This window comes from Agrobacterium sp. NPDC090283 (genome assembly GCF_044769685.1).
Classification (GTDB): domain Bacteria; phylum Pseudomonadota; class Alphaproteobacteria; order Rhizobiales; family Rhizobiaceae; genus Agrobacterium.
The window spans coordinates 1-21,134 of record NZ_JBIVYG010000028.1 but is presented as its reverse complement, the minus strand read 5'-3'; the positions used below and the strand labels follow the sequence as shown (position 1 = coordinate 21,134).

Sequence of the window (21,134 nt, the reverse complement as noted above, 5' to 3'; positions counted from 1 at the left end):
GACCTAACCTCAACTTGTGATACCCATTTCCCATCATTCGCATTGTGTTTGACGGCTTTCGATCAAGAGCCGCCGGGGGAGATACGCATGCCCGAGAATGAGCTTCCCAAATACCAGCCCGACATGTTCGCAACGCCCGAGAAGGACTGCGACGTGGTTATGAAGGGCGGCATCACCTCCGGTGTCGTTTATCCCTATGCGGTTCTGGAACTGGCGCGCCGGTATCGTTTCCACTCGATAGGCGGCACCTCGGCCGGTGCGATTGCCGCCGCCTTTGCGGCGGCTGCGGAATATTCCCGCACCGTCAGAAACGATCCTGAAGGGTTCATCCGCCTGCAGGCCCATTGCGATACGATACCCGCAATTCTGGGCAAGCTCTTCCAGCCGGAGCGTCGTTTTCGCCCATTGATGCAATATCTGTTATGGGCGCAGGCTGGCGGCTGGCCGGGCAAAGTTCTGGGCCTGCCCCTGGCTTTTCCGCTGGCTTCGCTGGCGGGGATCGTCATAGGCGCCGGCCTGTTATGGGCCATGGGCGGCAGCTACGCCGGATCGGTTCTCGGCGGATTTGTGGGACTGGTGGCCGCGATCCTCGTCCAGGTTCTGTGGCTGGTTTTCCATCGGTTGCCGCAGGAAGGCTTCGGTTTGTGCTCGGGACTGACGGTTCCGGGGGCGGATGTTCCGGGTCTCACGGAATGGCTGCATGCATCGATCCAGGACATCGCCTTCGGCAGCGAGGCCGCGGCAGCGCCGCCATTGACCTTTGGCCATCTCTCCGGCGACAACCCGGACAAGCCGGTGATAAACCTGAAGATGGTCACCACGAACCTGTCGATGCGGCGACCGCACACGCTTCCGAACACCAATCTCATGGTGGCTTACGACCCGAAGGAATGGAGCAAGCTGTTTCCCGCCGGCGTGATGAACTGGCTGAAGCAGATCGCAACACCGGGCGGTCCCTTTCCCGAACTCAAGGCTTTCCCGGAGCCCGGCCAGCTGCCGGTCATCATCGCCACGCGCATGAGCCTGAGTTTCCCGGTGCTGTTCAAGGCCATTCCCGCTTACACCAACGATCGCGGCACGCTCGATATCGTGCGGCGTCTCAGCGGCGACGCGCGACCCGTTATGAAAGCGAAAATCTGGTTCTCGGATGGCGGCATCAGCAGCAACTTTCCCATTCATCTTTTCGATGCCCTGCTTCCGTCGCGTCCCACTTTCGCCCTCAGCCTCGATGAATTGCCGAAATCCATCGCCGGCAACAGCAAGCGCGTCACCATTCCGCAGGAGGCGGGCGAAGGAATAGGCGTGCCCGTTCACAAGATGGAAAAAATGAGCGGTTTCCTCGGCAGCATCCTCAGCTCGGCGAAGGACTGGCAGGATCAATCGCTTGCCACAATGCCAGGCCAGCGGGAGCGCATCGCCCGCGTCTTTCTCAACGAGGAGGAAGGCGGACTAAATCTCACCATGCCGGCGGAGCGTTCGGCAAAGCTGATGGGTTATGGTCTCGAAGTCGGATCGCTGTTTGCCAATGGCGCGCTGGATTTTGACGAGCATCGCTGGCGGCGGACGCTTGTTGCCTATGATCGGCTGGAAGAGACGGTGTTTGCGACTGAGCGCGTGTGGAGCGAAGGCAAATATGAAGACTGGCTGACGGGCTATGTCGACGAGATCAAAAGCTACGCAGCCGTGACAAAGGGTGAGCGGGAAAAGCTGATCGCCCGCATTGCCGCCTTCGCCGCCCTGTCACAGAGTTTCTCCCCGGCAATTGTCAACAAACGGAAGAAGTTTCCAAATCCGGCCGGTCGCCTGCGGATCGGACCGGATATCTGACGAGCCGGGTGAAGCTTCTGAGAAAGCTTCGGGGAGAACCCTCGCCTGCTAGAGCATTTCCCCTGGAAGTGCGAGGCGGTTTTACGTCCGGAAAATGCGTAAAACAAGGAGCTGGAATATCCGCTTTGATCGAGCGAATCCTCTAGTGGCTCGGTGCCTTTTTCTCTGCACCGGATTCTTCCGCCGACGCGTTTTCGGAAGCCGGCTTCCCTTCCGCCGCCTGTGCGGTGGTCGAGCCTTTGCCGAAGATCAGCGATTTCAGATAGGTGAGGCTGAAGATGCTGCCGCCATCGGCTTCCGGCGTCGAGGTCAGAAGTTCGTCGGCAGCCGGCTCGCCATGCGCTTCGGGAGACGGGCTTTCGCCGTGGCCTTCAGCACCGGCGCCGCCTTCCTCGGTTTGCGCCGGCGCGGTGCCATGGCCACCCGCGCCGTCATCCTTGGTTTCGCCGTGTCCCGAAGCACTTTTCGCGGATTTTCCTTCGTGGCCTTCCGAGCCTGCATCCAGAGCCGGCGTGGCACAATCGGCGGAATCGCTGAGGCTTGCCGCCAGTGCCTCGGTATCTTCCAGCGGCAGGTCGATGCGCAAGCCGTAAAACTGGCCGCTGCCATTCGCCGCGCCATCATAATAAAAGGCCGAATAACGGTGGGCATCCGCCCCTTCGGGGATTTTTGCCGGATCGGGAATGAAGACCACCTGTGCGGCAATGGCACGGCCGCGCATTTCCGAGCGCAGTTGCGGACCGTTCCTGTCGAGCACGGAGACCTGAACCAGATCGGGTTTCTGCTTGTCGTAAACCGCCCGGGCGACCCGAATCGCGGTCTTCAGCCGCTCGGTGCCGTCACCGCCCTGGGTGCGAATGAATTTGCGGACCCATAAGGAACCGTTCTTGCGGATGTTGACTGTCTGGACCGCGTCGCAGGAAAGCCCGTTGGAAGAAACGTAGGATCGCCCGAGCAGCCGCTCGCTGCCGATAAATACGGCAGCAGAGCCGGTCGCACCCGCCAAAAGCAGGATCCCGCCTCCAATCATAACGAGCTTGCGCGAAAACCGCATTCGTCCGAATACAGCTTTCACCCGCAACATCCTGACATCAAGTACCCCGTCTTACGCCCTCACCCCAAAACGTGGCTCGATGGATGAGGAACACACGCGGGACAAGCTCGGGACCACGCTGTCCGAGCCTTGCGATAGTGCCGCTTTCTCATTGAAAAAAGTTTAATCCCGCCGGCACAACGCCAGCAAAAACGCGCCATTTCCGGACATTTGCGAAATGCAGTAATTTGCGAATGATTTGCAATAGCGTTGACAAGCGTGATTTTATAACAGATGGTATTGCGAATTAATCGCAACAAAATCTGGTGAACTCCGTGAACTTCCATAAAATCCGCCACGCCATTTTCGCTTTTTCGCTTTTCCTGCCGGGCGCTGCCCTTGCCCAGGAAAAGCCTGTTGTCGTGACCACCTTCACCATCATCGCCGACATGGCGCGCAATGTGGCGGGAGATGCGGCCGAGGTGGAAAGCATCACCAAGCCGGGCGCTGAAATTCACAACTACCAGCCGACGCCGCGCGATATTCTCAAAGCCCGCAAGGCCGATCTGGTTTTGCGCAACGGCCTCAATCTGGAATTGTGGTTCGAGAAGTTCCTGGCCAACCTTTCCGGCGTGCCGAGCGTGACGGTGAGCGAGGGCGTGGAACCCATGGCGATCAGCGGCGGCGCCTATCAGGGCAAACCCAATCCTCATGCCTGGATGTCGCCCGATAACGCCTTGATCTACGTGGAAAATATCCGCAAGGGTCTTGCCGAAATCGACCCCGCCCATGCCGACGTCTATGCCGCCAATGCCAAGGCCTATTCGGACAAGATCAGGGCCACGGTGCAGCCGATCCGCGACACGCTTTCGGTTCTGCCTGAAAACAAGCGCTGGTTGGTGACGAGCGAAGGCGCCTTTTCTTATCTCGCCCGTGATTTCGGCCTGAAGGAACTGTTCCTGTGGCCGGTCAATGCCGATAGCCAGGGCACACCGCAGCAGGTGCGCGGCGTGATCGACGCCATGCGCGAGCATAATATCCAGGTCATCTTCAGCGAAAGCACGGTTTCCGCCGATCCTGCGCAGCAGGTGGCCAAGGAAACCGGCGCGGCCTATGGCGGCATCCTCTATGTGGACTCGCTGAGCGAGGCCGACGGCCCGGTTCCGACCTATCTGGACCTCCTGCGCGTCACCAGCGAAACCATCGCCAAGGGACTGTCTTCATGAGAATGGGCAGTAAAAAATCCGGCGGCGGCCTGACGGTTCAAAATGCGACAGTGACCTATCGAAACGGCCACACCGCATTAAGAAATGCCAGCTTTTCCATCCCCCGCGGAACGATCACTGCACTTGTCGGCGTCAATGGCGCCGGCAAGTCCACGATTTTCAAGGCGATCATGGGTTTCGTGCCGCTGGCCGCCGGTTCCGTCTCGATTTTTGACCTGCCGGTGAAGGAAGCGCTCAGGAAAAACCTCGTCGCTTATGTGCCGCAGGCCGAGGAGGTGGACTGGAGTTTTCCGGTGCTGGTGGAGGATGTGGTGATGATGGGGCGTTACGGCCACATGAATTTCCTGCGCATCCCCTCGAAACGCGATCACCAGATGGTCGAAGAGGCGCTGAAACGCGTCAACATGCTCGATTATCGCAAGCGCCAGATCGGCGAACTTTCCGGCGGGCAGAAGAAGCGGGTGTTTCTGGCCCGCGCGCTGGCGCAGGAAGGTCAGGTCATCCTGCTGGACGAGCCCTTCACCGGTGTCGACGTGACGACGGAAGAGCAGATCGTCGCACTTCTGAAGGCGCTGCGCGACGAAGGCCGCGTCATGCTGGTCTCCACCCATAATCTCGGCAGCGTGCCGGAATTCTGTGACCGCGCCGTCTTCGTCAAGGGCACGGTGCTGGCATCGGGCAAGACGGCGGATACCTTCAACGAGGAGAACCTGCAAAAAGCCTTCGGCGGCAGCCTGCGCCACTTCGTGCTTGGCGGGGCAGACCTGCATAACGACGCCGATCCGCGCCGGGTGAAGGTCATCACCGATGACGAGCGGCCTTTCGTGATCTACGGCAAGAATGGCCAGAACGGGCGCGATCCTGAGGCTCCGAAAGAAAAAGTCGATGATAAACAGCCTTCTTGAGCCCTTCACCTATGGCTATATGCTGAACGCCATCTGGGTCAGCGCACTGGTGGGCGGCGTCTGCGGCTTTCTCTCCGCCTATCTGATGCTGAAAGGCTGGTCGCTGATCGGCGATGCGCTTTCCCACGCCATCGTTCCCGGCGTGGCCGGCGCCTATATGCTGGGCCTGCCGTTTTCGCTGGGTGCCTTTCTCTCCGGCGGGCTTGCGGCCGGTTCCATGCTGTTCCTGAACCAGAAGACACGGCTGAAGGAAGACGCGATCATCGGGCTGATCTTCACCTCGTTTTTCGGGCTTGGCCTGTTCATGGTGTCGCTCTCGCCCACTTCGGTGAATATCCAGACCATCGTGCTCGGCAATATTCTCGCGATCACCGCCGAAGACACCATCCAGCTGGCGCTGATCGGCGGCATCAGCCTCATCGTGCTGGCGCTGAAATGGCGTGACTTCATGGTGGTGTTCTTCGATGAGAACCACGCCCGCACCGTGGGGCTGAAGCCGGAAGTACTGAAGGTGATTTTTTTCACCCTGCTTGCTGCGTCCACGGTTGCCGCCCTCCAGACCGTCGGGGCCTTCCTCGTCGTCGCCATGGTGGTGACGCCGGGCGCCACCGCTTATCTGCTCACCGACCGTTTCGAGCGGCTGATCCTGATGAGCCTCATCATCGGCGCGGCCACCAGCTTCGTCGGCGCCTATCTCAGCTATTTCCTCGATGGCGCGACCGGTGGCGTCATCGTCGTGCTGCAGACGGCGATCTTCCTTGCCGCCTTCATCTTCGCGCCCAAGCACGGCCTGCTCGCATCCCGGGCCAAGGCCCGCAAGGCGCTCGGAGAAACGCCATGAGCGAATATCTCGAACTCGCCATCCTGCCGTTTCAATTGCCCTTCATGCAATATGCCTTCGTGATCACGCTGATGATCGCGGTGCCCATGGCGATGCTCTCCTGTCTTCTGGTGCTGAAGGGCTGGTCGCTGATGGGAGATGCGGTTTCGCACGCCGTGCTGCCCGGCGTGGTGGTGGCCTATATCGTCAACATCCCGCTTTCCATCGGCGCCTTCATCGCCGGTATGATCTGCGCGGTCGGCACCGGTTTCATCAAGGAAAACAGCCGCATCAAGGAAGATACGGTGCTCGGCATCGTCTTTTCCGGCATGTTCGGTCTGGGGCTCGTGCTTTATGTGAAGGTGCAGAGCGACGTGCATCTCGACCACATCCTCTTCGGCGACATGCTGGGCATTGCGCCGTCGGACATGCTGGAGACAGGCCTGATCGCGCTTTTCGCCACGCTGTTCCTCGGCATCCTGCGCAAGGACCTCCTGGTCAACGCCTTCGATGCCCAGCATGCAAAAGCCATCGGCCTGCCCGTGCGTGTGCTGCATTACGGCCTGCTGATGGTTCTGTCGCTCACCGTGGTCGGCGCATTGAAGGCGGTGGGCATCATCCTTTCGGTCGCCATGCTGGTGGCGCCGGGGGCAATCGCCTTCCTGCTGACCCGGCGCTTTTCCGCCATGCTGCTGGTGGCCATTGCGGTGGCGGTCGCCTCATCGCTTTCGGGCATATGGCTAAGCTTCCTGATCGACAGCGCGCCGGCCCCCACCATCGTAATGTTCATGAGCCTTGCTTTCGTTGCCACCTTCATCCGCACCATCTGGAAAGCCCGCCAGATCGACGCGGCGCGTGAAACAGGCTTCTAGAGCATTTCCAGGAAAAGTGGCCCCCGGTTTTCCGTCCGGAAATGCGCCAAAACAAAGAGTTAGAGTGTTTTCGCGATTCGAAGAAAAGCGAAAACACTCTAAAACAACGATTTTTGCGGGCGTGTGGAACATTTTCCCCTTTTGCGCGTCATTTTACCGAGCCTGTCGCGGGGCGGCGGGCTCGGGAAAATCATGCAAAAGGGGAAGCGCCATGCTGAAGTGGGCTCTTATTTTCTTTGTTATTTCTTTGATCGCCGGCGTATTCGGCTTTACCGGCATTTCGGCAGCCGCGGCGGGCGTCGCCCGCATTCTGTTCTTCATCGCCGTCGTGATCTTCCTGGTCTTCCTCGTGCTTGCACTGATGGCCGGAAGCGCCGTCGTCTGAATAAAAAAGGCGACCGGTGCAAGAGCCGGCCGCCTTTAATCTCTGAAAACTGTATACTCTCCTGCGTCATCCTCGGGCTTAACCCGAGGATCCATAGCCTGAGGTGTGGATCCTCGGGTCAAGCCCGAGGATGACGTTGAGTTTGTGGAGATGTTAAAACCTCAACCGGCGAATAAACGCGGTCCCATCTCCTCTCTCCCGTAACAACCCCTCAGGCCGTCCAGCCACCATCGATCACATGGATCTGGCCGGTGGTGAAACCTGCCTCATCAGAAGCGAGATAGGTGACGAGCGCTGCGATTTCTTCCGGCGTGGCGATACGGCCCATCGGCTGGCGGGCGATGAAATCGGCGAGCGCCTGTTCGTAATTGCCGGTGGCACGCAGGCGGTCATGCAGGGACGGGCTGTCGACCGTGCCGGGGCAGATGGCGTTGCAGCGAATGCCCCTGGTGACGAAGTCGGCCGCAATCGCCTTGGTCAGGCCCACCACGGCGGCTTTCGATGCGGTATAAGCGAAACGGTTCGGCACGCCCTTCACGCTCGATGCAACCGAGGACATGTTGACGATTGCGCCCTTGCCCTTTTCCAGCATGCCCGGCAGGAAGGCGCGGCAGGTGCGGTACATGGCCTTGGCATTGAGATCGAAGGAGAAATCCCAGTCCTTCTCTTCGCACTCCAGGATGGTGCCGGAATGAACGAAACCGGCGCAGTTGAAAAGCACATCCGCATGGCCGATATCGGCGGCGAAATCCTTGACACCATCGCCGTCAAGCACGTTCAGAACCCGGGTTTCCGCGCCTTTCAGCGTTGAAAGCGCCTGTTCATTGATATCGGTGGCGATGACGCGCGCGCCAAGCGACACGAACCGCTCCGCCGCCGCCCGGCCGATACCCTGACCGGCGGCGGTGATTACCACTGTCCGGCCGTTAAAATCCTGCACCATGAATAGCCTCCCGCTCGGCGCGACCGTCCTTTATGGACGGATCGCTAAATTTCGATGATCTCAAATATGGATCGACAATTCATATGTAAACGCGGTATTCATATGGCGTCAAGCAAACTTGCGCGGATGTCGGGTATCGGGCAACCATATTTTCAGGCTGCCGCACCCGACGACCACGCAAAACACCATCGAGGCCAGATGACCGAAGACGACAGCGAAAGATATCGCGCCCCCGCGCTCGACAAGGGTTTGGACATTCTCGAACTTCTGGCCCGCACCGATGGCGGGCTGACACAGATCGAGATCGCCAAATCGATCGGAAAAAGCCCGAACGAGCTTTACCGCATGCTGGACCGGCTGGTGCGCCGCGGCTATGTGCAGCGGCTTGATGGCGACCGTTTTTCGTTGACGCTGAAGATGTTCGGGCTGGCGCATTTCCACGCGCCGATCCGCCGGCTGGTCTCCTTTGCCACACCCGTCATGCGCGATTTTTCGGCAAGCGCCGAGCAGGCCTGTCATCTGGCGGTTTATGACCGCGGTAGCGTCGTCGTTATCGCCCAGCAGGAATCGGCCACCTATTGGGCCATGTCCATGCGGGTCGGCGCGCAGATGAGCCTGTTCCATACCGGCTCCGGCCATGTGCTTCTGGCCTTCCAGACCGAGGCGCAGCGCGAGATCATGATCACCGAACAGGTGCGCGGCAGCGGCGAAACGGTGCCGCCGGGGCTTGCCGAGCGGCTGGCCGAGGTGCGCAGACACGGTTTCGAATCCATGGACAGCCTGCAGACCGCCGGCGTGCGCAACATCTCCGCCCCGGTGCTGACGCTCGATGGCACGGCGCTCGCCGTCATCACCTGCCCCTATATCACGCCGCTGGGCGGCAAGGCACCGACAAGCGAGGCCTGCGAAGGGCTGATCCGCGAGGCGGCAAAACGCATTTCCGAGATCGTCACCGGAAGCGTCTGACCACAAAAAAACGCGACCGGCAGGGACCCGATCGCGTTTTGAGTGACTGGAGATTTATGCTGTGTAAACGCAGGGGGAACGTGGATGGTTCCCCCTTTTGTATCAGGCCGCAGCCAGCGTCAGTTCCTTGCGGACCATTTCGCGCAGCGTCACCAGATCCTTGGCGAAAAGGCGGATACCTTCCGAGAGCTTCTCGGTGGCCATCGCGTCTTCGTTCAGCGCCCAGCGGAATGCCTTTTCGTCGAGCGACTGCAGCGGCTCGGCCTTGACATTCTCGGCCGAAAGCTTGCGCTCCAGCTTGCCGGTATCCTTGTCCAGCTCTTCCAGCAGCGCCGGGCTGATCGTCAGGCGGTCGCAACCGGCCAGCGCTTCGATTTCGCCGACATTGCGGAAGGACGCGCCCATGACGACCGTGCTGATGCCATTGGCCTTGTAATAATTGTAGATGCTGCGCACCGAAACCACCCCCGGATCGGTTTCGGCGGTGTAGGTCTCGCCGGTCGACTTCTTGTACCAGTCGAGGATACGGCCGACGAAGGGCGAGATGAGGAAGACCTTGGCTTCGGCGCAGGCAATCGCCTGGGCCTGCGAGAAGAGGAGCGTCAGGTTGCAATCGATGCCTTCGGACTGCAGCACTTCGGCGGCCTTGATGCCTTCCCAGGTGGAAGCGAGCTTGATGAGGATGCGTTCACGCTCGATGCCGCGCTCCTTGTAGGCGGCGATGATGTGGCGCGCCTTGGTGATGGAGGCTTGCGTATCGAAAGAAAGGTCGGCATCGACTTCGGTCGACACGCGGCCCGGAACGAGGCCGGCAAGCGCTGCACCCACGGAAATGGCAAGACGGTCGGCAACGGCGGCAACCACGGCGTCGGACTGACCGCCCTGCTTCTTGCCCCATGCGACGGCTTCCTTCACCGCATCGGCAAAGGCCGGTGTGCCGAGAGCTTTGAGAACGATGGTCGGGTTGGTGGTGCAATCCACCGGCTTCAGGCGCGCAACCGCCTCGATATCGCCGGTATCGGCAACGACCGTGGTGATGGCGCGAAGTTGTTCGAGTTTGGACGTCATATCGAATGATCCTTCATGATCGCTTGAAAACTTGCTCAGCCGTCATTTCGTTCCCGCACCATGGGCGCGCCCAAGGCCGAAATCGCGGTTTGTCCGGCTCCGACTATCGCAAGCGGCACGGTCGAAAGTCAAGACATTTGCGCATCGCAATTGACATAAGTTTCACGCCTGCGATACTCCGCAAACATAAAGAATGGCGGAAACCGTGGCGAAACTGAGAAGAGAAACCCATACGGCCTATTCGGAAGCGGCTTCGCTGAGGCTGCGCGCCGCATGGCTCTATTATAATCAGGGCATGACGCAGAAAGACGTCGCCGAGAAACTGGGCATCAGCCGCTCCACCGTCATCCGCCTGCTGGACGAGGCGATGAAACGCTCCGAAGTGCAGATCTGGATCAATGAGGGTATCGAGGATTTCGTCGAACTGGCCGGCCGGCTGGAAGCCGCTTACGGGCTGGACGAGGCAGTAATCATCCCGTCCCCCGGCCCATCCCCAGACAAGGCGAACGCCGAAGGCACGGCGAAGGCGGTCGGGCTTGCGCTCGGACAATTCCTCTCCGAAGCGGTGCCGAACGGCGCCACCATCGGCGTCGGCTGGGGCCGCACCATGACCGCTTCGCTTTCCAGCTTCCGCCCGCCGCGCCGGGAAAACTGCAAGGTCGTCTCGCTGCTCGGCGGTATCGTCGCCGTGCACCAGACCAACCCGCTCGATTACACCTGGCGGCTGGCGAGCGCGCTGGGGGCCGAATGTTACATGTTTCTGGCGCCGCTCCTGGTGGATTCCGTCGAGACCAAGCGGGCGCTGATCGAAAAATGCGGGCTCGCCACGCTTTACGACCTCGCCGAAACGCTCGATCTCGCCATCGTCTCCTGCGGCGATATCGGCCCGCATTCGACCTCTTTGTCGGAGGGTTTCATTTCGAAGGCGACGCTGCAGGAACTCATCGATGCCGGCTGCGTCTGCGACACCATGTTCAATTTCATCGATGCGGAAGGCCGCTCCGTCGATCACCCAATCAACCAGCGCGCCATGGCGATCGATCTCGATACGCTGCGCAAGGCCAAACACATCGTGCTCGCCTCCGGCGGCGCCCACCGCGCCGTCGCCATCCGCGCCACGATCAAGCGCATCGGGTGCAACACGCTGATAACAGACGAAGCGGCGGCAAGGGCGTTGATGGAGCTGGTTTAGGCCTCGTCGGGCCATTCGCGAGCGGCATGCTGCACGAACAGGATTTCGACCTGTCGCTCCTTCACGCGATAGGCAACGATGTAGGGCAAGCCGGAAATAACCAGTTCCCTAGTGCCTTCGATTTCGCCACTGCGACCGAGATAAGGACTATCGGATAAAAGACGTGCCGTCGTCTCGTGAATTACCCTAACGACTTTTGCCGCCGCACGCGGATTACGTTCAGCGATATAGTCGCCTATAGCATCAAGCTCCCGGAGATAGCGCCGCGTCCAAACCAAGCGCACGCGTTTCAGGCCTTGGTGTATTTATTCAGAACGACGTTGATCTCTTCTTCAGTAACGAACTCCCCCGCTTCGGCCTCCGCCAGCCCTGCCCTCACACCGCTCGTCCATTTCTCCTGCCATGCCAGAGAACGTCCATGAGAAAGCGCATCTTCTATGATGCGGCTCGGTGTCGAATTCGAGCGCTCGGCCAAGATATCCAGCCGGCGCTTAAGATCATCAGGAAGTTCAATCGTGCTTTTCATAAGCCAAGAATAACCGATCCCAAGCAGATCGGCAAAGGCAATCCAAGTCTCGACTCACACCTTCCCCGTTTCCCAGCCGAGCATCGCCCGCTTGCGGGTGAGACCCCAGTGGTAACCCGTCAGCGCCCCGCTTTTACCGACGGCACGATGGCAGGGCACGACAAAGGACACCGGATTGGCCCCGACTGCGGCCCCCACGGCACGGGAGGCGGTGGGCTGGCCGATATCGCAGGCGATGTGCGAATAGGTGACGGCGCGGCCCATCGGGATTTTCAGGAGGCTTTCCCATACGCGCACCTGAAAATCCGTGCCGAGCAGCACGACGCGCAGCGGCCTGTCCGCCGACCACATGGATGGGTCGAAGATACGCGCGGCATAGGGCGCCGTCGCTTCGCGATCCTCGACATAACAGGCATTCGGCCAGCGGCCGGCCATATCCTCGAAACAGGCCCTTTCCTCACCCGGATCGGCAAAGGCGCAGCCGGCAAGGCCACGATCGGTCGCCATGACCAGGGCAAGACCGAAGGGCGAGGCGTGGAACCCGTAACGGATCGTCAGCCCGCCGCCCTTCGCCTTCCATTCGCCGGGCGACATGGCCTCATGGGTGACGAACAGATCGTGCAGGCGTCCCGGCCCCGACATGCCGACCTCGATCGAGGTTTCCAAGAGCGGCAGGTCCTCTTCGCGCAACAGCCGCTTGGCGTGATCGAGCGTCACGGCCTGCAGGAATGCCTTGGGCGAAAGACCGGCCCAGCGGGTGAAGGTTTTCTGCAATTGCGTCGGCGACTGGCCGAGCCTTGCGGCAATGGCTTCGAGGGAGGGCTGCTCGCGATAATCCAGCGTCAAAAGCTCGATAACCCCGCGCACCGTATCGTAATCCGATCCGATGGGGGTGATGTCTTCGTTCAGCGTAATATTGGCGTTCATCGCATGTCTCCTAACGGGTAAGAGAAAACCATTAAAGCGATTTCGTCTCCACCCGTTTCTTGCGCCCTGCTCCATTTCCACCGTCATACCGGCCTCGAGCCGGTATCCAGCCAGCCCAAGTCCTTGGGCTGAAAGGAGTCTCTTCCGCCGCGCAGACGCGCGTCGGCTGGATTCCGGCTCAGGGCCGGAATGACGGAGGGAGAGCTGGATTATCCTCTTACATCCGCCGCCGCACAGTCGCCAGCGCGCCGCCGAAAGCTTTCGCGAAGCTCTCCCTGTCATCCGGATTGAGAAACGAACCGATATCGGTCGCCCGGCCCTCGCCCGTCACATGCATGGAGACGATGCCGATCTCGTCATGCCGCCTCACCCGGAAGCGTGCCCAGAAGGGATTGAAGCGATGTTCCACCATCCGCCCGGCCGGAGAAAATTTGCGGATCGACAGGCTGGTGCGTGAGACGCTGACCTCTTCCCGCGCCTTAGCCGCCCGGTAATTGGCGCGGAAGGCGGCATAAAGCAGCAGAAAATCCAGCCCGAAGAACAGGCCGACCGGCCATGCCCCGGTGGCGAGGAAGAAGCCGCCATAAACAAGGCAGGCCAGCCCGGAAAAAAGCAGGAGTAACCGGAAACCCCTTCTGCCAAGCGAACGGTGCGGAACGAGTTCCGCCGCGAAAATCGGCTGGTCGTTGAGCGTATCCACGTTGCTTTCCTTTGGGCGGGCTGGCTATAGATAGTCCATGACAGTCGCCAAGAAACGATCCAGCACCCAAACATTGAAAAAGTCAAATCCGGCATCTGCGCGCAAGCCGGCGCGGGTGAAGACGGCCTATTCAAAGGACGAGCTCACCGAAATCTTTCGCCGTTTTTCCATTCAGCGGCCGGAGCCGAAAGGCGAGCTGGAACATACCAATCCCTTCACCCTGCTGGTGGCCGTGGCGCTTTCGGCGCAGGCGACCGATGTGGGCGTCAACCGGGCGACCAGGGCGCTGTTCAGGGTGGCCGATACGCCGGAAAAGATGCTGGCGCTCGGCGAGGAGGAACTGATCGGCTATATCAAGACCATCGGGCTTTACCGCAACAAGGCGAAAAACGTCATTGCCCTGTCGCGGATGCTGATCGACAATTTCGGCGGCGAGGTGCCGAAAACCCGCGAGGCGCTGGTGACGCTGCCGGGGGTCGGCCGCAAGACCGCCAATGTGGTGATGTCCATGGCTTTCGGCGTGCCCACGCTTGCGGTGGATACCCACGTCTTCCGCATTGCCAACCGGCTCTGTCTTGCGCCGGGCAAAACCCCTGACGAGGTTGAAGACCGGCTGATCCGCATCATTCCCGAAGAATATCTGTTCCATGCCCACCACTGGCTGATCCTGCACGGGCGTTATTGCTGCAAGGCGCGCAAGCCGGAATGCGAGCGCTGCGTGATTGCCGATATCTGTAAATCGCCGGAAAAGACCTTCGATATTCCGGCCCCACTGGTGGAATTACCCGCGCAGCTGTTCGGTGCGGCCGGCGGCGAATGAGGGATCGCGCCGGCTGACGGCCTTGTGCAGATGCACCATCATCGAGGCGGCAAAAAGCGGCGTCAACAGGTTGAGGAACGGCACCGCCAGAAAGGCCGCAATCACCAGCCCGGCCATGAAGACGGTGGTGCGGTGTTTTGAGCGGAACTGCCTTGCCTCCACGGGGGAGCGGAAACGCATCGCCGCGAATTCGAAGAATTCCCGGCCGAGCAGATAACCGTTCACCAGAAAAAACGCGATGAGATTGACGCCCGGCACCAGAAGCAGCAACAGCGCGATGAGGTTGCCGGCAATGACGACACCGAAGAACTTGATGGACGACAAAACGGCCTCGCCGACCGGCATCGCCTTGCCCGGCGGATCGTTCGGATAGCTCTTTTTTTCAACCACTTCGGCGACATCATCGAGAAACAGGCCGGCAATGACGGCGGTGACCGGCGAAATGAGCAGCGCGAGCGCCAGCGCAAGACCGATGCCGGCGAAAATGGCGAAAACGAAGGTCAGCCAGCCCGCCCAGTCCGGCACGCCGGGGATCAGCGTATCCACCCAGGGCAGGGCGAAATAGATGAAGATCGAGCGGATGGCGAACCACAGCGCCGCCAGCACGAGAAGCGTGAGCCCCAGAACCTTCCAGAACACCGACCGGGTTTCGGTGGCAAAGAGATTGTGGAAGGCAAGCCTCGCCGCATCAAAAATCATCCGTAACTCCTCGACACCTTCGCGGTGAAACACACTTAGCAGACGAGAGATAAGCGCTGCCCGCCCCCTCTGCAAGACGGGCAAAGGGATGCCCGATATCCGGATCTAAACCGCAGATGGAATTTCCCTTGAACAAAAGGTATCTCTAAAATATAATAATCCATCTATCATAATTCGCATTCCGGTCCGGTGGAGGACAAGGCCGGAAAGGCTATCCCCCACCATAAATCGCGGTTCGCACGCTCGTTTGCGCGCGCGCATGCATCATCGTTCAATAAAGATAAAAGAATGAGGCGTTGGTGGAAAAGCTGCTGTTGAACCTTACGCGCGCCATGAAGGCGGGAACGCCCTCCGAGCGCAAGATCGCCAAATATCTGATCGAACATCTGGACGAATTGCCGTTCGAGACGGCGCAGACGCTTGCCGCCAAGCTCAGCCTCAGTCCGATGACGGTCGGCCGTTTCCTGCGTTCCCTGGGATATCGGCAGTTCAGCGATATCCGCGCCGATCTGCGCCATGCCGAAGAAGCGGCCGGCGCCGACCAGCCCGCCACGGCCGAAGGCGGCGAACGCCATTCCAACCCGTTTTCACAGCTTCTGTCCCAGCAGATTCAGGCCATCCAGACCGCTTTCGACATGACCACCCAATCGATCTGGCGGGTTGCCATGAACGAGATCGCCACGGCCGGCGATGTTTTTCTGGCAACTTCTCCGGAAAGTCTCGATGCCGGGCGTCATTTTTACGGACGGCTGCTGGAGAGCCGGGGCCGCATCCATTATCTCGGCAGCGACAGTGCGGCCTATGTCGCCCTGTGGGATTTCGACCCCGCGCAGGCGCTGCTCGTCATCATGGATTGCGGCGGCAGCCTGTCGCCCCTGCAGCGCCTGTCGGCAATGGCGCGCAAGAGCGGCTACAGGACGCTTTTGATCACCACCCGGTTTTACGAATGGGGACCGGAAAGCGTCGATCTCTCTCTTGCCATGCCGCAGGCCCAGAACGGTGGCCAGGGGCTGTTGCAACTGGTCTCGCTTTTGGAATTCACCCTCTGTGCGCTCAGCACCGGGGCCGACGATGCGGGCAGGACACGGGCCAGGAACATCGCCGCCCTGAAGCGCTCGCTGCGCAGTTAATGGCGCTTGGCGGCCACACGGGGACGAGTGATCGAGCGGTTACCGCTTGTTTCTTCTCCCCGCCGGGGAGAAGGTCGCGGCAGCGGGATGAGGGGCAAGGGTAGAGATATCCGGTGAGGGTGCCCCCTCATCCGGCCCTTCGGGCCACCTTCTCCCCGGCGGGGAGAAGAAACAGGCGGCAGCCCTGAGCCATGGTCTAGCCTTGCCATTTTCGGCGAAAAATCAAAGGCTTTCCAGTTCCTGACGATGGCGGTACATGGCGAGAAAACGGCGATAATCCCGCTCATAACGGGGGCCACGCGCCGGATTTCCCGATATTTCCGCATTGCCCGGATACATGGCGGCTCCGGCTGCGGCAAGGTTCGCATGCACTCCGCCGGCCGTCGCCGCCGTCATCGCCGTGCCCAGCAGCACGGCATCGGCGGTGGCGGGAACCACGATGTGCTTGCCGGTCACATCGGCATAAAGCTCCATCAGCAGCGGGTTCTTCACATGCCCGCCGGTGACGTGCAGGCTTTCCACCGCATAACCGAAACGTTCCATGGCATCGAGCACATGCCGGGCGCCAAGCGCAATCGCCACGGCGGTGCGCCAGTAAAGACGGCACAGACTGTCGAAAGACGTATCCAGCGTCAGCCCGCTAATGACGCCGACGGCATGCGGATCGGCAAGCGGCGAGCGGTTGCCGTGGAAATCCGGCAGCACATGCAGCCGCTCGGCGAAGGCCTCGCCCTCAAGCGCCCGCAATTCCGTTACCCGCGCAACGATGCGGTCATGCAGCGCCGTATCCGGCTCACCGCCCGCCGCATGCATGCGCACGATATGGTCAAGCAGCGCGCCGGTGGCCGATTGCCCGCCTTCCACCAGCCAGTGCCCGGGCAGGATCGCCTGCCAATAGGGACCCCAGAGGCTATGGCCGGGCATCTGCCGCTCCGACATGGCAACAAGGCAACTCGATGTGCCGGCGATCAGCGCCACATGCCGGCCCACATCCGCAGACAAGCAGCCGCCCAGCGCACCCAGCGCGCCGGCATAGGCGTCGATCATGCCCGCAGCGACCTCACAGCCGGTATCGAGACCCAGCTCGGCGGCCGCTTCGGGTGAAAGCGGGCCGATGCTTTCCCCCGGCATCACCGTGGTTTCGGGCAGCCCTGCCCGCTCTCTCAAATCGGCAAGGCCCGCCAGTTCGAGATAATCCGCCTGCCAGCCGGGATTTTCCTGCGCCAGAAAATTCCACTTCGCCGTCTGCGTGCAATTTGAACGCTGGGCCGAACCCGTCGCTTTCCATGTCAAAAAATCCGCCAGATCGAAAGCGAAGGACATGCGTGACCAGCTTGCCGGCATATGCGTCTTCAGCCACATCAGCTTCGGCATCTGCATTTCCGGCGAGACGCTGTTGCCGGCAAAATCCAGCACCCGGTGGCCGGATGCCGTCAGCCGGTCGGCCTCCGATATCGCCCGGTGATCGAGCCAGACGATGGTGTCGAAGCGGTCTTCGCCGGTAACGGAAACCGAAACCGGCTCACCCCGCCCATCGCGGATGACGAGCGAGCAGGTGGCGTCGAAACCGATGGCGGCAATACTTTGCGGTGAAACACCCGCCTCGGCAAGCGCCGCCCTCACCACGATGCAGACCGCGTTCCATATGTCGGTGGAATCGTGTTCGGCGTGGTTTTCCTGCGGCCGCTGCATCAGGATGGGATGGGTGGAACGGGCAAGCAGCCGGCCGGCCGGATCGAAAATGCCGGCCCGGGCGCTGGCGGTGCCGACATCGACAGCGACGAGATTTTGACGCATCAAGACTGCAATTCCATCCCTTGCGCAACGACCCGACAACGGCAGGCAAAATACGCTTCAGCCCGCATCACGTTCCATTTGGCCGTCAAAACCGCCCTTCCCCACATAGCTCCTGACAAGTTGGACCAAATCCGGCATCGCGTCAAACACCGCATCCGCCCCTAGCCTGGCGATCTTTTCGCGGAATGCGGGAAAGCGCGCATGCGAACCGCCGGTAAAGGCAAAAACGCCCATGCCGGCTGCCTTTGCGGCGGCAATGCCGGCGGGGCTGTCCTCGATCACGATGCAGTGACGCGGCTCGGTAGCCATCTCGCGCGCCGCATGCAGGAAGAGGTCGGGCGCCGGCTTGCCGTTCTTCACCATGGTGGCGCTGAACACATGCGGCTCGAATTTATCGATCAGGCCGGTCAGCCCCAGCGAATAGCGGATGCGTTCCGGCTGGCTGGAAGACGCCACGCAGCGCTTCAGCGGCAGAAGCCTGTCCAGCGTTTCGGCAATGCCCTCTATGGGCTGCAATTCGGTGCGGAAACGCTCGAACAGCGTCGCCCGCATATGGTCGAGAAAATCGATGTCCGTCTCAACGCCGTAGTCCTCAAACAACGTCGCCGTCATGCTGGCGACGCTGCGGCCGAGAAAGCGCTCATAGGCCTCTTCCTCTCCCATCGTCACGCCGAGATGGGAGAGCATGTCGAGAAGGACGGAGATGGAGACCGGTTCGCTGTCGACGAGAACGCCGTCGCAATCGAAAATCAACAGGGGCCCGGTCTCGTCTTCCATCTCGTGGTCACTTTTCAGCCAGCTTGTCATCCAGATAAAGCTGCAAGGTCTTCGCCGTGCCTTCGCGCCACAGCGTCTTCAGTGCATGGGCAAAGCGTTTACGGAAAAGCTCCGATTCGGCAACCTCCCCGAAGATGTCGTCAAGTGCGAGAAAGGCCATCGGATCGTCCTTCGCCTTGATCGCCGCCGCCTGCAGGCGTTCGGCGCTGGCATCGTTGAAGGCGATTTCCCTGCCGCTGTCGGACGTGCCCTGGAAATAACGGCACCACAGGGCAGACACCAGCGAAAGGCCGACGATATCCTCGCCACGCGCCAGACGGTCGGCGGTGGATGGCAGGATGAATTTCGGCTGGCGGTTGGAGCCGTCCTGCGCCAGACGCGGAATGGTGTCGCCGATCTTCGGATTGAGGAAACGCCGCTCGATCAGGGCGAAATAATCGGCAAGATTTGTATCGGGAACCGGCGGAATGACCGGGATGATCTCTTCATTTTCGAGCTTTGCCAGAAATGCCCGGATCAGCGGATGTTCCATCGCCTCATGTACGAAGTGAATATCGAGGAGTGCGGCCGGATAGGCAATTGCCGCATGGCCGCCATTGAGGATGCGGATCTTCATGTGCTCATAGGGCGCAACGTCGCTGACGAACTGCACGCCGGCCTTTTCCAGCGCCGGGCGACCGGCGGGGAAATGATCCTCCATCACCCATTGTTTGAACTCTTCGCAGAAGACCGGCCAATTGTCCTCGATACCGAAATCGTCGCGGGCAATGTTGCGTTCGCGCTCGCCGGTGGCAGGGGTGATGCGGTCGACCATGGAATTGGGGAAAGCGACGCTTTCGCCGATCCAGCTGGCGAAGGCCGGATCGGACAAGGCCGCCAACCCGACCACCGCGTTTTTGGTGACCTTGCCATTATGCGGGATGTTGTCGCAGGACATGACGGTGAAGGGTTGCAGCCCTCTGTCGCGGCGTGCCTTCAACCCGGCGACGATCAGGCCGAAGACGGTTTTTGGCGTCAACGGGTTCTTTCCATCTTCGGCAATGGCCGGATGTTGCGGGTTGAAAGAGCCGGAAGCATCGATGAAATAACCGCCCTCGGTAATCGTCATCGAGACGATGCGGATTTTCGGATCGGCCAGCGTATCGATGATCCGCTGCGTATCGCCTACCTGCAGAATATCGATCATCGGCCCGGTGACGCGCGCGCCGGTGCGGTTATTGTCCTGCTCCACGACAGTGGTCAGGAAATCCTGCGCGGCGAGTTTCTCGCGCATCACCGCATCCGACGGCAGAACGCCGGCGCCGATGATGGCGAAGTCATGATCCGCACCCGTGTTGAACAGGTCATCCAGATAGACCGCCTGATGGGCGCGGTGGAAATTACCAACGCCGAAATGCACGATGCCGGCGGAAAGATCAGCCCGGGAGTAGGCCGGAACCGCTGCCGTTTTTCTGGCTTCGTCAAGCGTTGCGAGGGAGAGTTTGCATGTCATGTCACGATCCTCGAAAGGGGAAACGTTGTTCGTGCCGGTCACCGGGAAACCCCGGGGATTAGCTCATCCAGTTGCCGCCATCGACATTATAGGTCTGGGCGACGATGTATTGTGCTTCATCAGAAGCAAGGAAGATCGCCATGCCGGTCAGATCTTCGGCACGGCCCATGCGGCCGAAGGGTACGGCCTCGCCGACCAGCCGCTTCTTTTCGCCGGCCGGGCGGTTTTCATATTTCGCAAACAGTGCGTCCACACCGTCCCAGTGCTCGCCATCGACCACGCCGGGCGCAATCGCATTGACGTTGATGCCGTGTTTGATGAGGTCAAGCCCGGCCGATTGCGTGAGGCTGATCACGGCGGCCTTGGTGGCGCAATAAACCGCCACCAAGGCCTCGCCGCGCCGGCCCGCCTGGCTTGCCATGTTGATGATCTTGCCGCCTTTTCCCCGAGCAATCATTGTTTTTGCGGCGGCCTGCATCATGAACAGCGTGCCGGACACGTTGATCGAAAACAGTCTTTCGTAGCTCTCGCGTTTGATCTCGACAATCGGTGCGAGGTCGAAGAGTGCGGCATTGTTGATGAGGATATCGAGCCCGCCCGCCTGGCCTTCCACGGTGCGGATGGCGGTGTCGATGGAATGCTGTTTGGTCACATCGAGTTCGACGGCATAGGCGTTCTCGCCGATCTCACGGGCGGTCTTGCTGGCCCGCTCGAAATCGATATCGGCGATGGCGACGGTTGCGCCCTCACGTATATAGGCCTCCGCAAAGGCGCGGCCGATGCCGCGCGCCGAGCCTGTTATCAGCGCGGATTTGCCTTCCAGTCTCCCCGTCATATCGCCTTGCCTTTCTCATCGAACCTGTGGATTTTAGTGTCATCCGGGGTGATGAAGACAGTATCGCCATGCCTGCATTCGAACTCGCCGTCGGTCCTTGCGGTGATCGGGCCGATGCCTGACACCTCGAGATGCAGGAAGGTATCCGATCCGAGATGTTCGGCAACCGTCACCTTGCCCTGCCACAGGCCGCT

The 21,134-nt window shown here is 60.5% G+C and carries 23 protein-coding genes; 10 read left to right on the top strand and 13 right to left on the bottom strand.

All coding sequences use genetic code 11. The annotated features are described in order from the left end of the window. The first annotated feature begins 87 nt into the window (after window positions 1-87). A complete protein-coding gene (locus ACIQUH_RS26230) occupies window positions 88-1,827 on the top strand; it encodes a patatin-like phospholipase family protein (protein ID WP_400820757.1) in 1,740 nt (579 codons plus the stop codon). A 142-nt stretch (window positions 1,828-1,969) separates the two neighbouring features. Here ACIQUH_RS26230 and ACIQUH_RS26225 read toward each other — a convergent pair whose 3' ends face one another. Then, window positions 1,970-2,911, bottom strand: coding sequence for a hypothetical protein (locus ACIQUH_RS26225; RefSeq protein ID WP_400820755.1), 942 nt, complete (start codon window positions 2,909-2,911; stop codon window positions 1,970-1,972). Between the two features lie 284 nt (window positions 2,912-3,195). On the opposite strand from ACIQUH_RS26225, the gene ACIQUH_RS26220 reads away from it, so the two are divergent. The 5 genes from ACIQUH_RS26220 (at window position 3,196) to ACIQUH_RS26200 (ending at window position 7,068) form a co-directional block, all read left to right on the top strand. After that, on the top strand, window positions 3,196-4,086 hold the full coding sequence (locus ACIQUH_RS26220) for a metal ABC transporter substrate-binding protein (protein ID WP_400820753.1): 891 nt from the start codon (window positions 3,196-3,198) through the stop codon (window positions 4,084-4,086). Beyond that, window positions 4,083-4,991 carry a manganese/iron ABC transporter ATP-binding protein gene (locus ACIQUH_RS26215; RefSeq protein ID WP_400820751.1) on the top strand — a complete coding sequence of 303 codons (909 nt, stop codon included), beginning with the start codon at window positions 4,083-4,085 and terminating at the stop codon, window positions 4,989-4,991. The genes ACIQUH_RS26220 and ACIQUH_RS26215 overlap by 4 nt, the downstream gene beginning before the upstream one ends. Beyond that, entirely contained in the window at window positions 4,972-5,832 is an 861-nt protein-coding gene (locus ACIQUH_RS26210) for a metal ABC transporter permease (RefSeq protein ID WP_400820748.1), read from the top strand. The genes ACIQUH_RS26215 and ACIQUH_RS26210 overlap by 20 nt, the downstream gene beginning before the upstream one ends. Then, window positions 5,829-6,683, top strand: coding sequence for a metal ABC transporter permease (locus ACIQUH_RS26205; RefSeq protein WP_400820745.1), 855 nt, complete (start codon window positions 5,829-5,831; stop codon window positions 6,681-6,683). Before ACIQUH_RS26210 ends, ACIQUH_RS26205 begins: the two co-directional genes overlap by 4 nt. 211 nt (window positions 6,684-6,894) lie before the next feature. After that, the gene (locus tag ACIQUH_RS26200) at window positions 6,895-7,068 is read left to right on the top strand and encodes a DUF1328 domain-containing protein (protein WP_003499086.1); all 174 of its coding nucleotides are present in this window, start codon (window positions 6,895-6,897) and stop codon (window positions 7,066-7,068) included. A 211-nt stretch (window positions 7,069-7,279) separates the two neighbouring features. Here the strand turns inward: ACIQUH_RS26200 and ACIQUH_RS26195 are convergent, their stop codons facing one another. After that, window positions 7,280-8,011 carry an SDR family oxidoreductase gene (locus ACIQUH_RS26195; RefSeq protein ID WP_400820743.1) on the bottom strand — a complete coding sequence of 244 codons (732 nt, stop codon included), beginning with the start codon at window positions 8,009-8,011 and terminating at the stop codon, window positions 7,280-7,282. Between the two features lie 198 nt (window positions 8,012-8,209). Here ACIQUH_RS26195 and ACIQUH_RS26190 point away from each other — a divergent pair, with 198 nt between their 5' ends. Further along, window positions 8,210-8,977 (top strand): IclR family transcriptional regulator, encoded by a 768-nt coding sequence (locus ACIQUH_RS26190; protein ID WP_400820741.1) that lies wholly within the window; start codon window positions 8,210-8,212, stop codon window positions 8,975-8,977. 102 nt (window positions 8,978-9,079) lie between these two features. On the opposite strand, the gene tal is transcribed toward ACIQUH_RS26190, so the two are convergent. Then, on the bottom strand, window positions 9,080-10,045 hold the full coding sequence (gene tal / locus ACIQUH_RS26185) for a transaldolase (RefSeq protein WP_400820739.1): 966 nt from the start codon (window positions 10,043-10,045) through the stop codon (window positions 9,080-9,082). A gap of 193 nt (window positions 10,046-10,238) precedes the next feature. Between tal and ACIQUH_RS26180 the strand changes: the two genes are divergently transcribed. Continuing rightward, a complete protein-coding gene (locus ACIQUH_RS26180; protein WP_400820737.1) occupies window positions 10,239-11,237 on the top strand; it encodes a sugar-binding transcriptional regulator in 999 nt (332 codons plus the stop codon). Here the strand turns inward: ACIQUH_RS26180 and ACIQUH_RS26175 are convergent. The 4 genes from ACIQUH_RS26175 to ACIQUH_RS26160 form a co-directional block, all read right to left on the bottom strand. Next, window positions 11,234-11,521: a type II toxin-antitoxin system RelE/ParE family toxin gene (locus ACIQUH_RS26175; RefSeq protein ID WP_400820735.1), complete on the bottom strand. Its 288-nt coding sequence runs from the start codon at window positions 11,519-11,521 to the stop codon at window positions 11,234-11,236. The genes ACIQUH_RS26180 and ACIQUH_RS26175 overlap by 4 nt on opposite strands. Before the next feature lie 5 nt (window positions 11,522-11,526). Continuing rightward, window positions 11,527-11,763 (bottom strand): CopG family ribbon-helix-helix protein, encoded by a 237-nt coding sequence (locus ACIQUH_RS26170; RefSeq protein WP_400820733.1) that lies wholly within the window; start codon window positions 11,761-11,763, stop codon window positions 11,527-11,529. Between the two features lie 54 nt (window positions 11,764-11,817). After that, the gene (locus ACIQUH_RS26165) at window positions 11,818-12,690 is read right to left on the bottom strand and encodes a methylated-DNA--[protein]-cysteine S-methyltransferase (protein ID WP_400820731.1); all 873 of its coding nucleotides are present in this window, start codon (window positions 12,688-12,690) and stop codon (window positions 11,818-11,820) included. Window positions 12,691-12,907: 217 nt separating this feature from the next. Continuing rightward, complete coding sequence (locus ACIQUH_RS26160) at window positions 12,908-13,390, bottom strand: DUF2244 domain-containing protein (RefSeq protein ID WP_003523126.1); 483 nt, start codon at window positions 13,388-13,390, stop codon at window positions 12,908-12,910. Between the two features lie 37 nt (window positions 13,391-13,427). On the opposite strand from ACIQUH_RS26160, the gene nth reads away from it, so the two are divergent. Then, entirely contained in the window at window positions 13,428-14,210 is a 783-nt protein-coding gene (gene nth / locus ACIQUH_RS26155; RefSeq protein ID WP_400820729.1) for an endonuclease III, read from the top strand. On the opposite strand, the gene ACIQUH_RS26150 is transcribed toward nth, so the two are convergent. Next, window positions 14,172-14,909, bottom strand: coding sequence for a sulfate transporter family protein (locus ACIQUH_RS26150; protein WP_400820727.1), 738 nt, complete (start codon window positions 14,907-14,909; stop codon window positions 14,172-14,174). The two genes, nth and ACIQUH_RS26150, sit on opposite strands and share 39 nt — an antisense overlap. Before the next feature lie 296 nt (window positions 14,910-15,205). On the opposite strand from ACIQUH_RS26150, the gene ACIQUH_RS26145 reads away from it, so the two are divergent. Continuing rightward, on the top strand, window positions 15,206-16,039 hold the full coding sequence (locus ACIQUH_RS26145; protein WP_400820724.1) for a MurR/RpiR family transcriptional regulator: 834 nt from the start codon (window positions 15,206-15,208) through the stop codon (window positions 16,037-16,039). Window positions 16,040-16,261: 222 nt separating this feature from the next. On the opposite strand, the gene ACIQUH_RS26140 is transcribed toward ACIQUH_RS26145, so the two are convergent. The 5 genes from ACIQUH_RS26140 to ACIQUH_RS26120 form a co-directional block, all read right to left on the bottom strand. Beyond that, entirely contained in the window at window positions 16,262-17,836 is a 1,575-nt protein-coding gene (locus tag ACIQUH_RS26140) for an FGGY-family carbohydrate kinase (protein ID WP_400820797.1), read from the bottom strand. Window positions 17,837-17,893: 57 nt separating this feature from the next. Further along, the gene (locus tag ACIQUH_RS26135; RefSeq protein WP_400820722.1) at window positions 17,894-18,613 is read right to left on the bottom strand and encodes an HAD family hydrolase; all 720 of its coding nucleotides are present in this window, start codon (window positions 18,611-18,613) and stop codon (window positions 17,894-17,896) included. A 7-nt stretch (window positions 18,614-18,620) separates the two neighbouring features. Beyond that, window positions 18,621-20,105 carry a mannitol dehydrogenase family protein gene (locus ACIQUH_RS26130; RefSeq protein ID WP_400820719.1) on the bottom strand — a complete coding sequence of 495 codons (1,485 nt, stop codon included), beginning with the start codon at window positions 20,103-20,105 and terminating at the stop codon, window positions 18,621-18,623. A 58-nt stretch (window positions 20,106-20,163) separates the two neighbouring features. Then, window positions 20,164-20,940, bottom strand: a complete 777-nt coding sequence (locus ACIQUH_RS26125) for an L-iditol 2-dehydrogenase (protein ID WP_400820717.1) — start codon at window positions 20,938-20,940, stop codon at window positions 20,164-20,166. Further along, the coding region (locus tag ACIQUH_RS26120) for a TOBE domain-containing protein (protein ID WP_400820715.1) at window positions 20,937-21,134 on the bottom strand (198 nt) is incomplete at its 5' end. The genes ACIQUH_RS26125 and ACIQUH_RS26120, both read right to left, overlap by 4 nt.

What these genes read in the sequence shown, in the direction of transcription:
- ACIQUH_RS26230 (WP_400820757.1), top strand. Translation starts at nt 88, where the DNA reads ATGCCCGAGAATGAGCTTCCCAAATACCAGCCCGACATGTTCGCAACG.
- ACIQUH_RS26225 (WP_400820755.1), bottom strand. Translation starts at nt 2,911, where the DNA reads ATGTTGCGGGTGAAAGCTGTATTCGGACGAATGCGGTTTTCGCGCAAG.
- ACIQUH_RS26215 (WP_400820751.1), top strand. Translation starts at nt 4,083, where the DNA reads ATGAGAATGGGCAGTAAAAAATCCGGCGGCGGCCTGACGGTTCAAAAT.
- ACIQUH_RS26210 (WP_400820748.1), top strand. Translation starts at nt 4,972, where the DNA reads ATGATAAACAGCCTTCTTGAGCCCTTCACCTATGGCTATATGCTGAAC.
- ACIQUH_RS26205 (WP_400820745.1), top strand. Translation starts at nt 5,829, where the DNA reads ATGAGCGAATATCTCGAACTCGCCATCCTGCCGTTTCAATTGCCCTTC.
- ACIQUH_RS26200 (WP_003499086.1), top strand. Translation starts at nt 6,895, where the DNA reads ATGCTGAAGTGGGCTCTTATTTTCTTTGTTATTTCTTTGATCGCCGGC.
- ACIQUH_RS26195 (WP_400820743.1), bottom strand. Translation starts at nt 8,011, where the DNA reads ATGGTGCAGGATTTTAACGGCCGGACAGTGGTAATCACCGCCGCCGGT.
- ACIQUH_RS26190 (WP_400820741.1), top strand. Translation starts at nt 8,210, where the DNA reads ATGACCGAAGACGACAGCGAAAGATATCGCGCCCCCGCGCTCGACAAG.
- tal (WP_400820739.1), bottom strand. Translation starts at nt 10,045, where the DNA reads ATGACGTCCAAACTCGAACAACTTCGCGCCATCACCACGGTCGTTGCC.
- ACIQUH_RS26180 (WP_400820737.1), top strand. Translation starts at nt 10,239, where the DNA reads ATGGCGGAAACCGTGGCGAAACTGAGAAGAGAAACCCATACGGCCTAT.
- ACIQUH_RS26170 (WP_400820733.1), bottom strand. Translation starts at nt 11,763, where the DNA reads ATGAAAAGCACGATTGAACTTCCTGATGATCTTAAGCGCCGGCTGGAT.
- ACIQUH_RS26165 (WP_400820731.1), bottom strand. Translation starts at nt 12,690, where the DNA reads ATGAACGCCAATATTACGCTGAACGAAGACATCACCCCCATCGGATCG.
- nth (WP_400820729.1), top strand. Translation starts at nt 13,428, where the DNA reads ATGACAGTCGCCAAGAAACGATCCAGCACCCAAACATTGAAAAAGTCA.
- ACIQUH_RS26150 (WP_400820727.1), bottom strand. Translation starts at nt 14,909, where the DNA reads ATGATTTTTGATGCGGCGAGGCTTGCCTTCCACAATCTCTTTGCCACC.
- ACIQUH_RS26140 (WP_400820797.1), bottom strand. Translation starts at nt 17,836, where the DNA reads ATGCGTCAAAATCTCGTCGCTGTCGATGTCGGCACCGCCAGCGCCCGG.
- ACIQUH_RS26135 (WP_400820722.1), bottom strand. Translation starts at nt 18,613, where the DNA reads ATGGAAGACGAGACCGGGCCCCTGTTGATTTTCGATTGCGACGGCGTT.
- ACIQUH_RS26130 (WP_400820719.1), bottom strand. Translation starts at nt 20,105, where the DNA reads ATGACATGCAAACTCTCCCTCGCAACGCTTGACGAAGCCAGAAAAACG.
- ACIQUH_RS26125 (WP_400820717.1), bottom strand. Translation starts at nt 20,940, where the DNA reads ATGACGGGGAGACTGGAAGGCAAATCCGCGCTGATAACAGGCTCGGCG.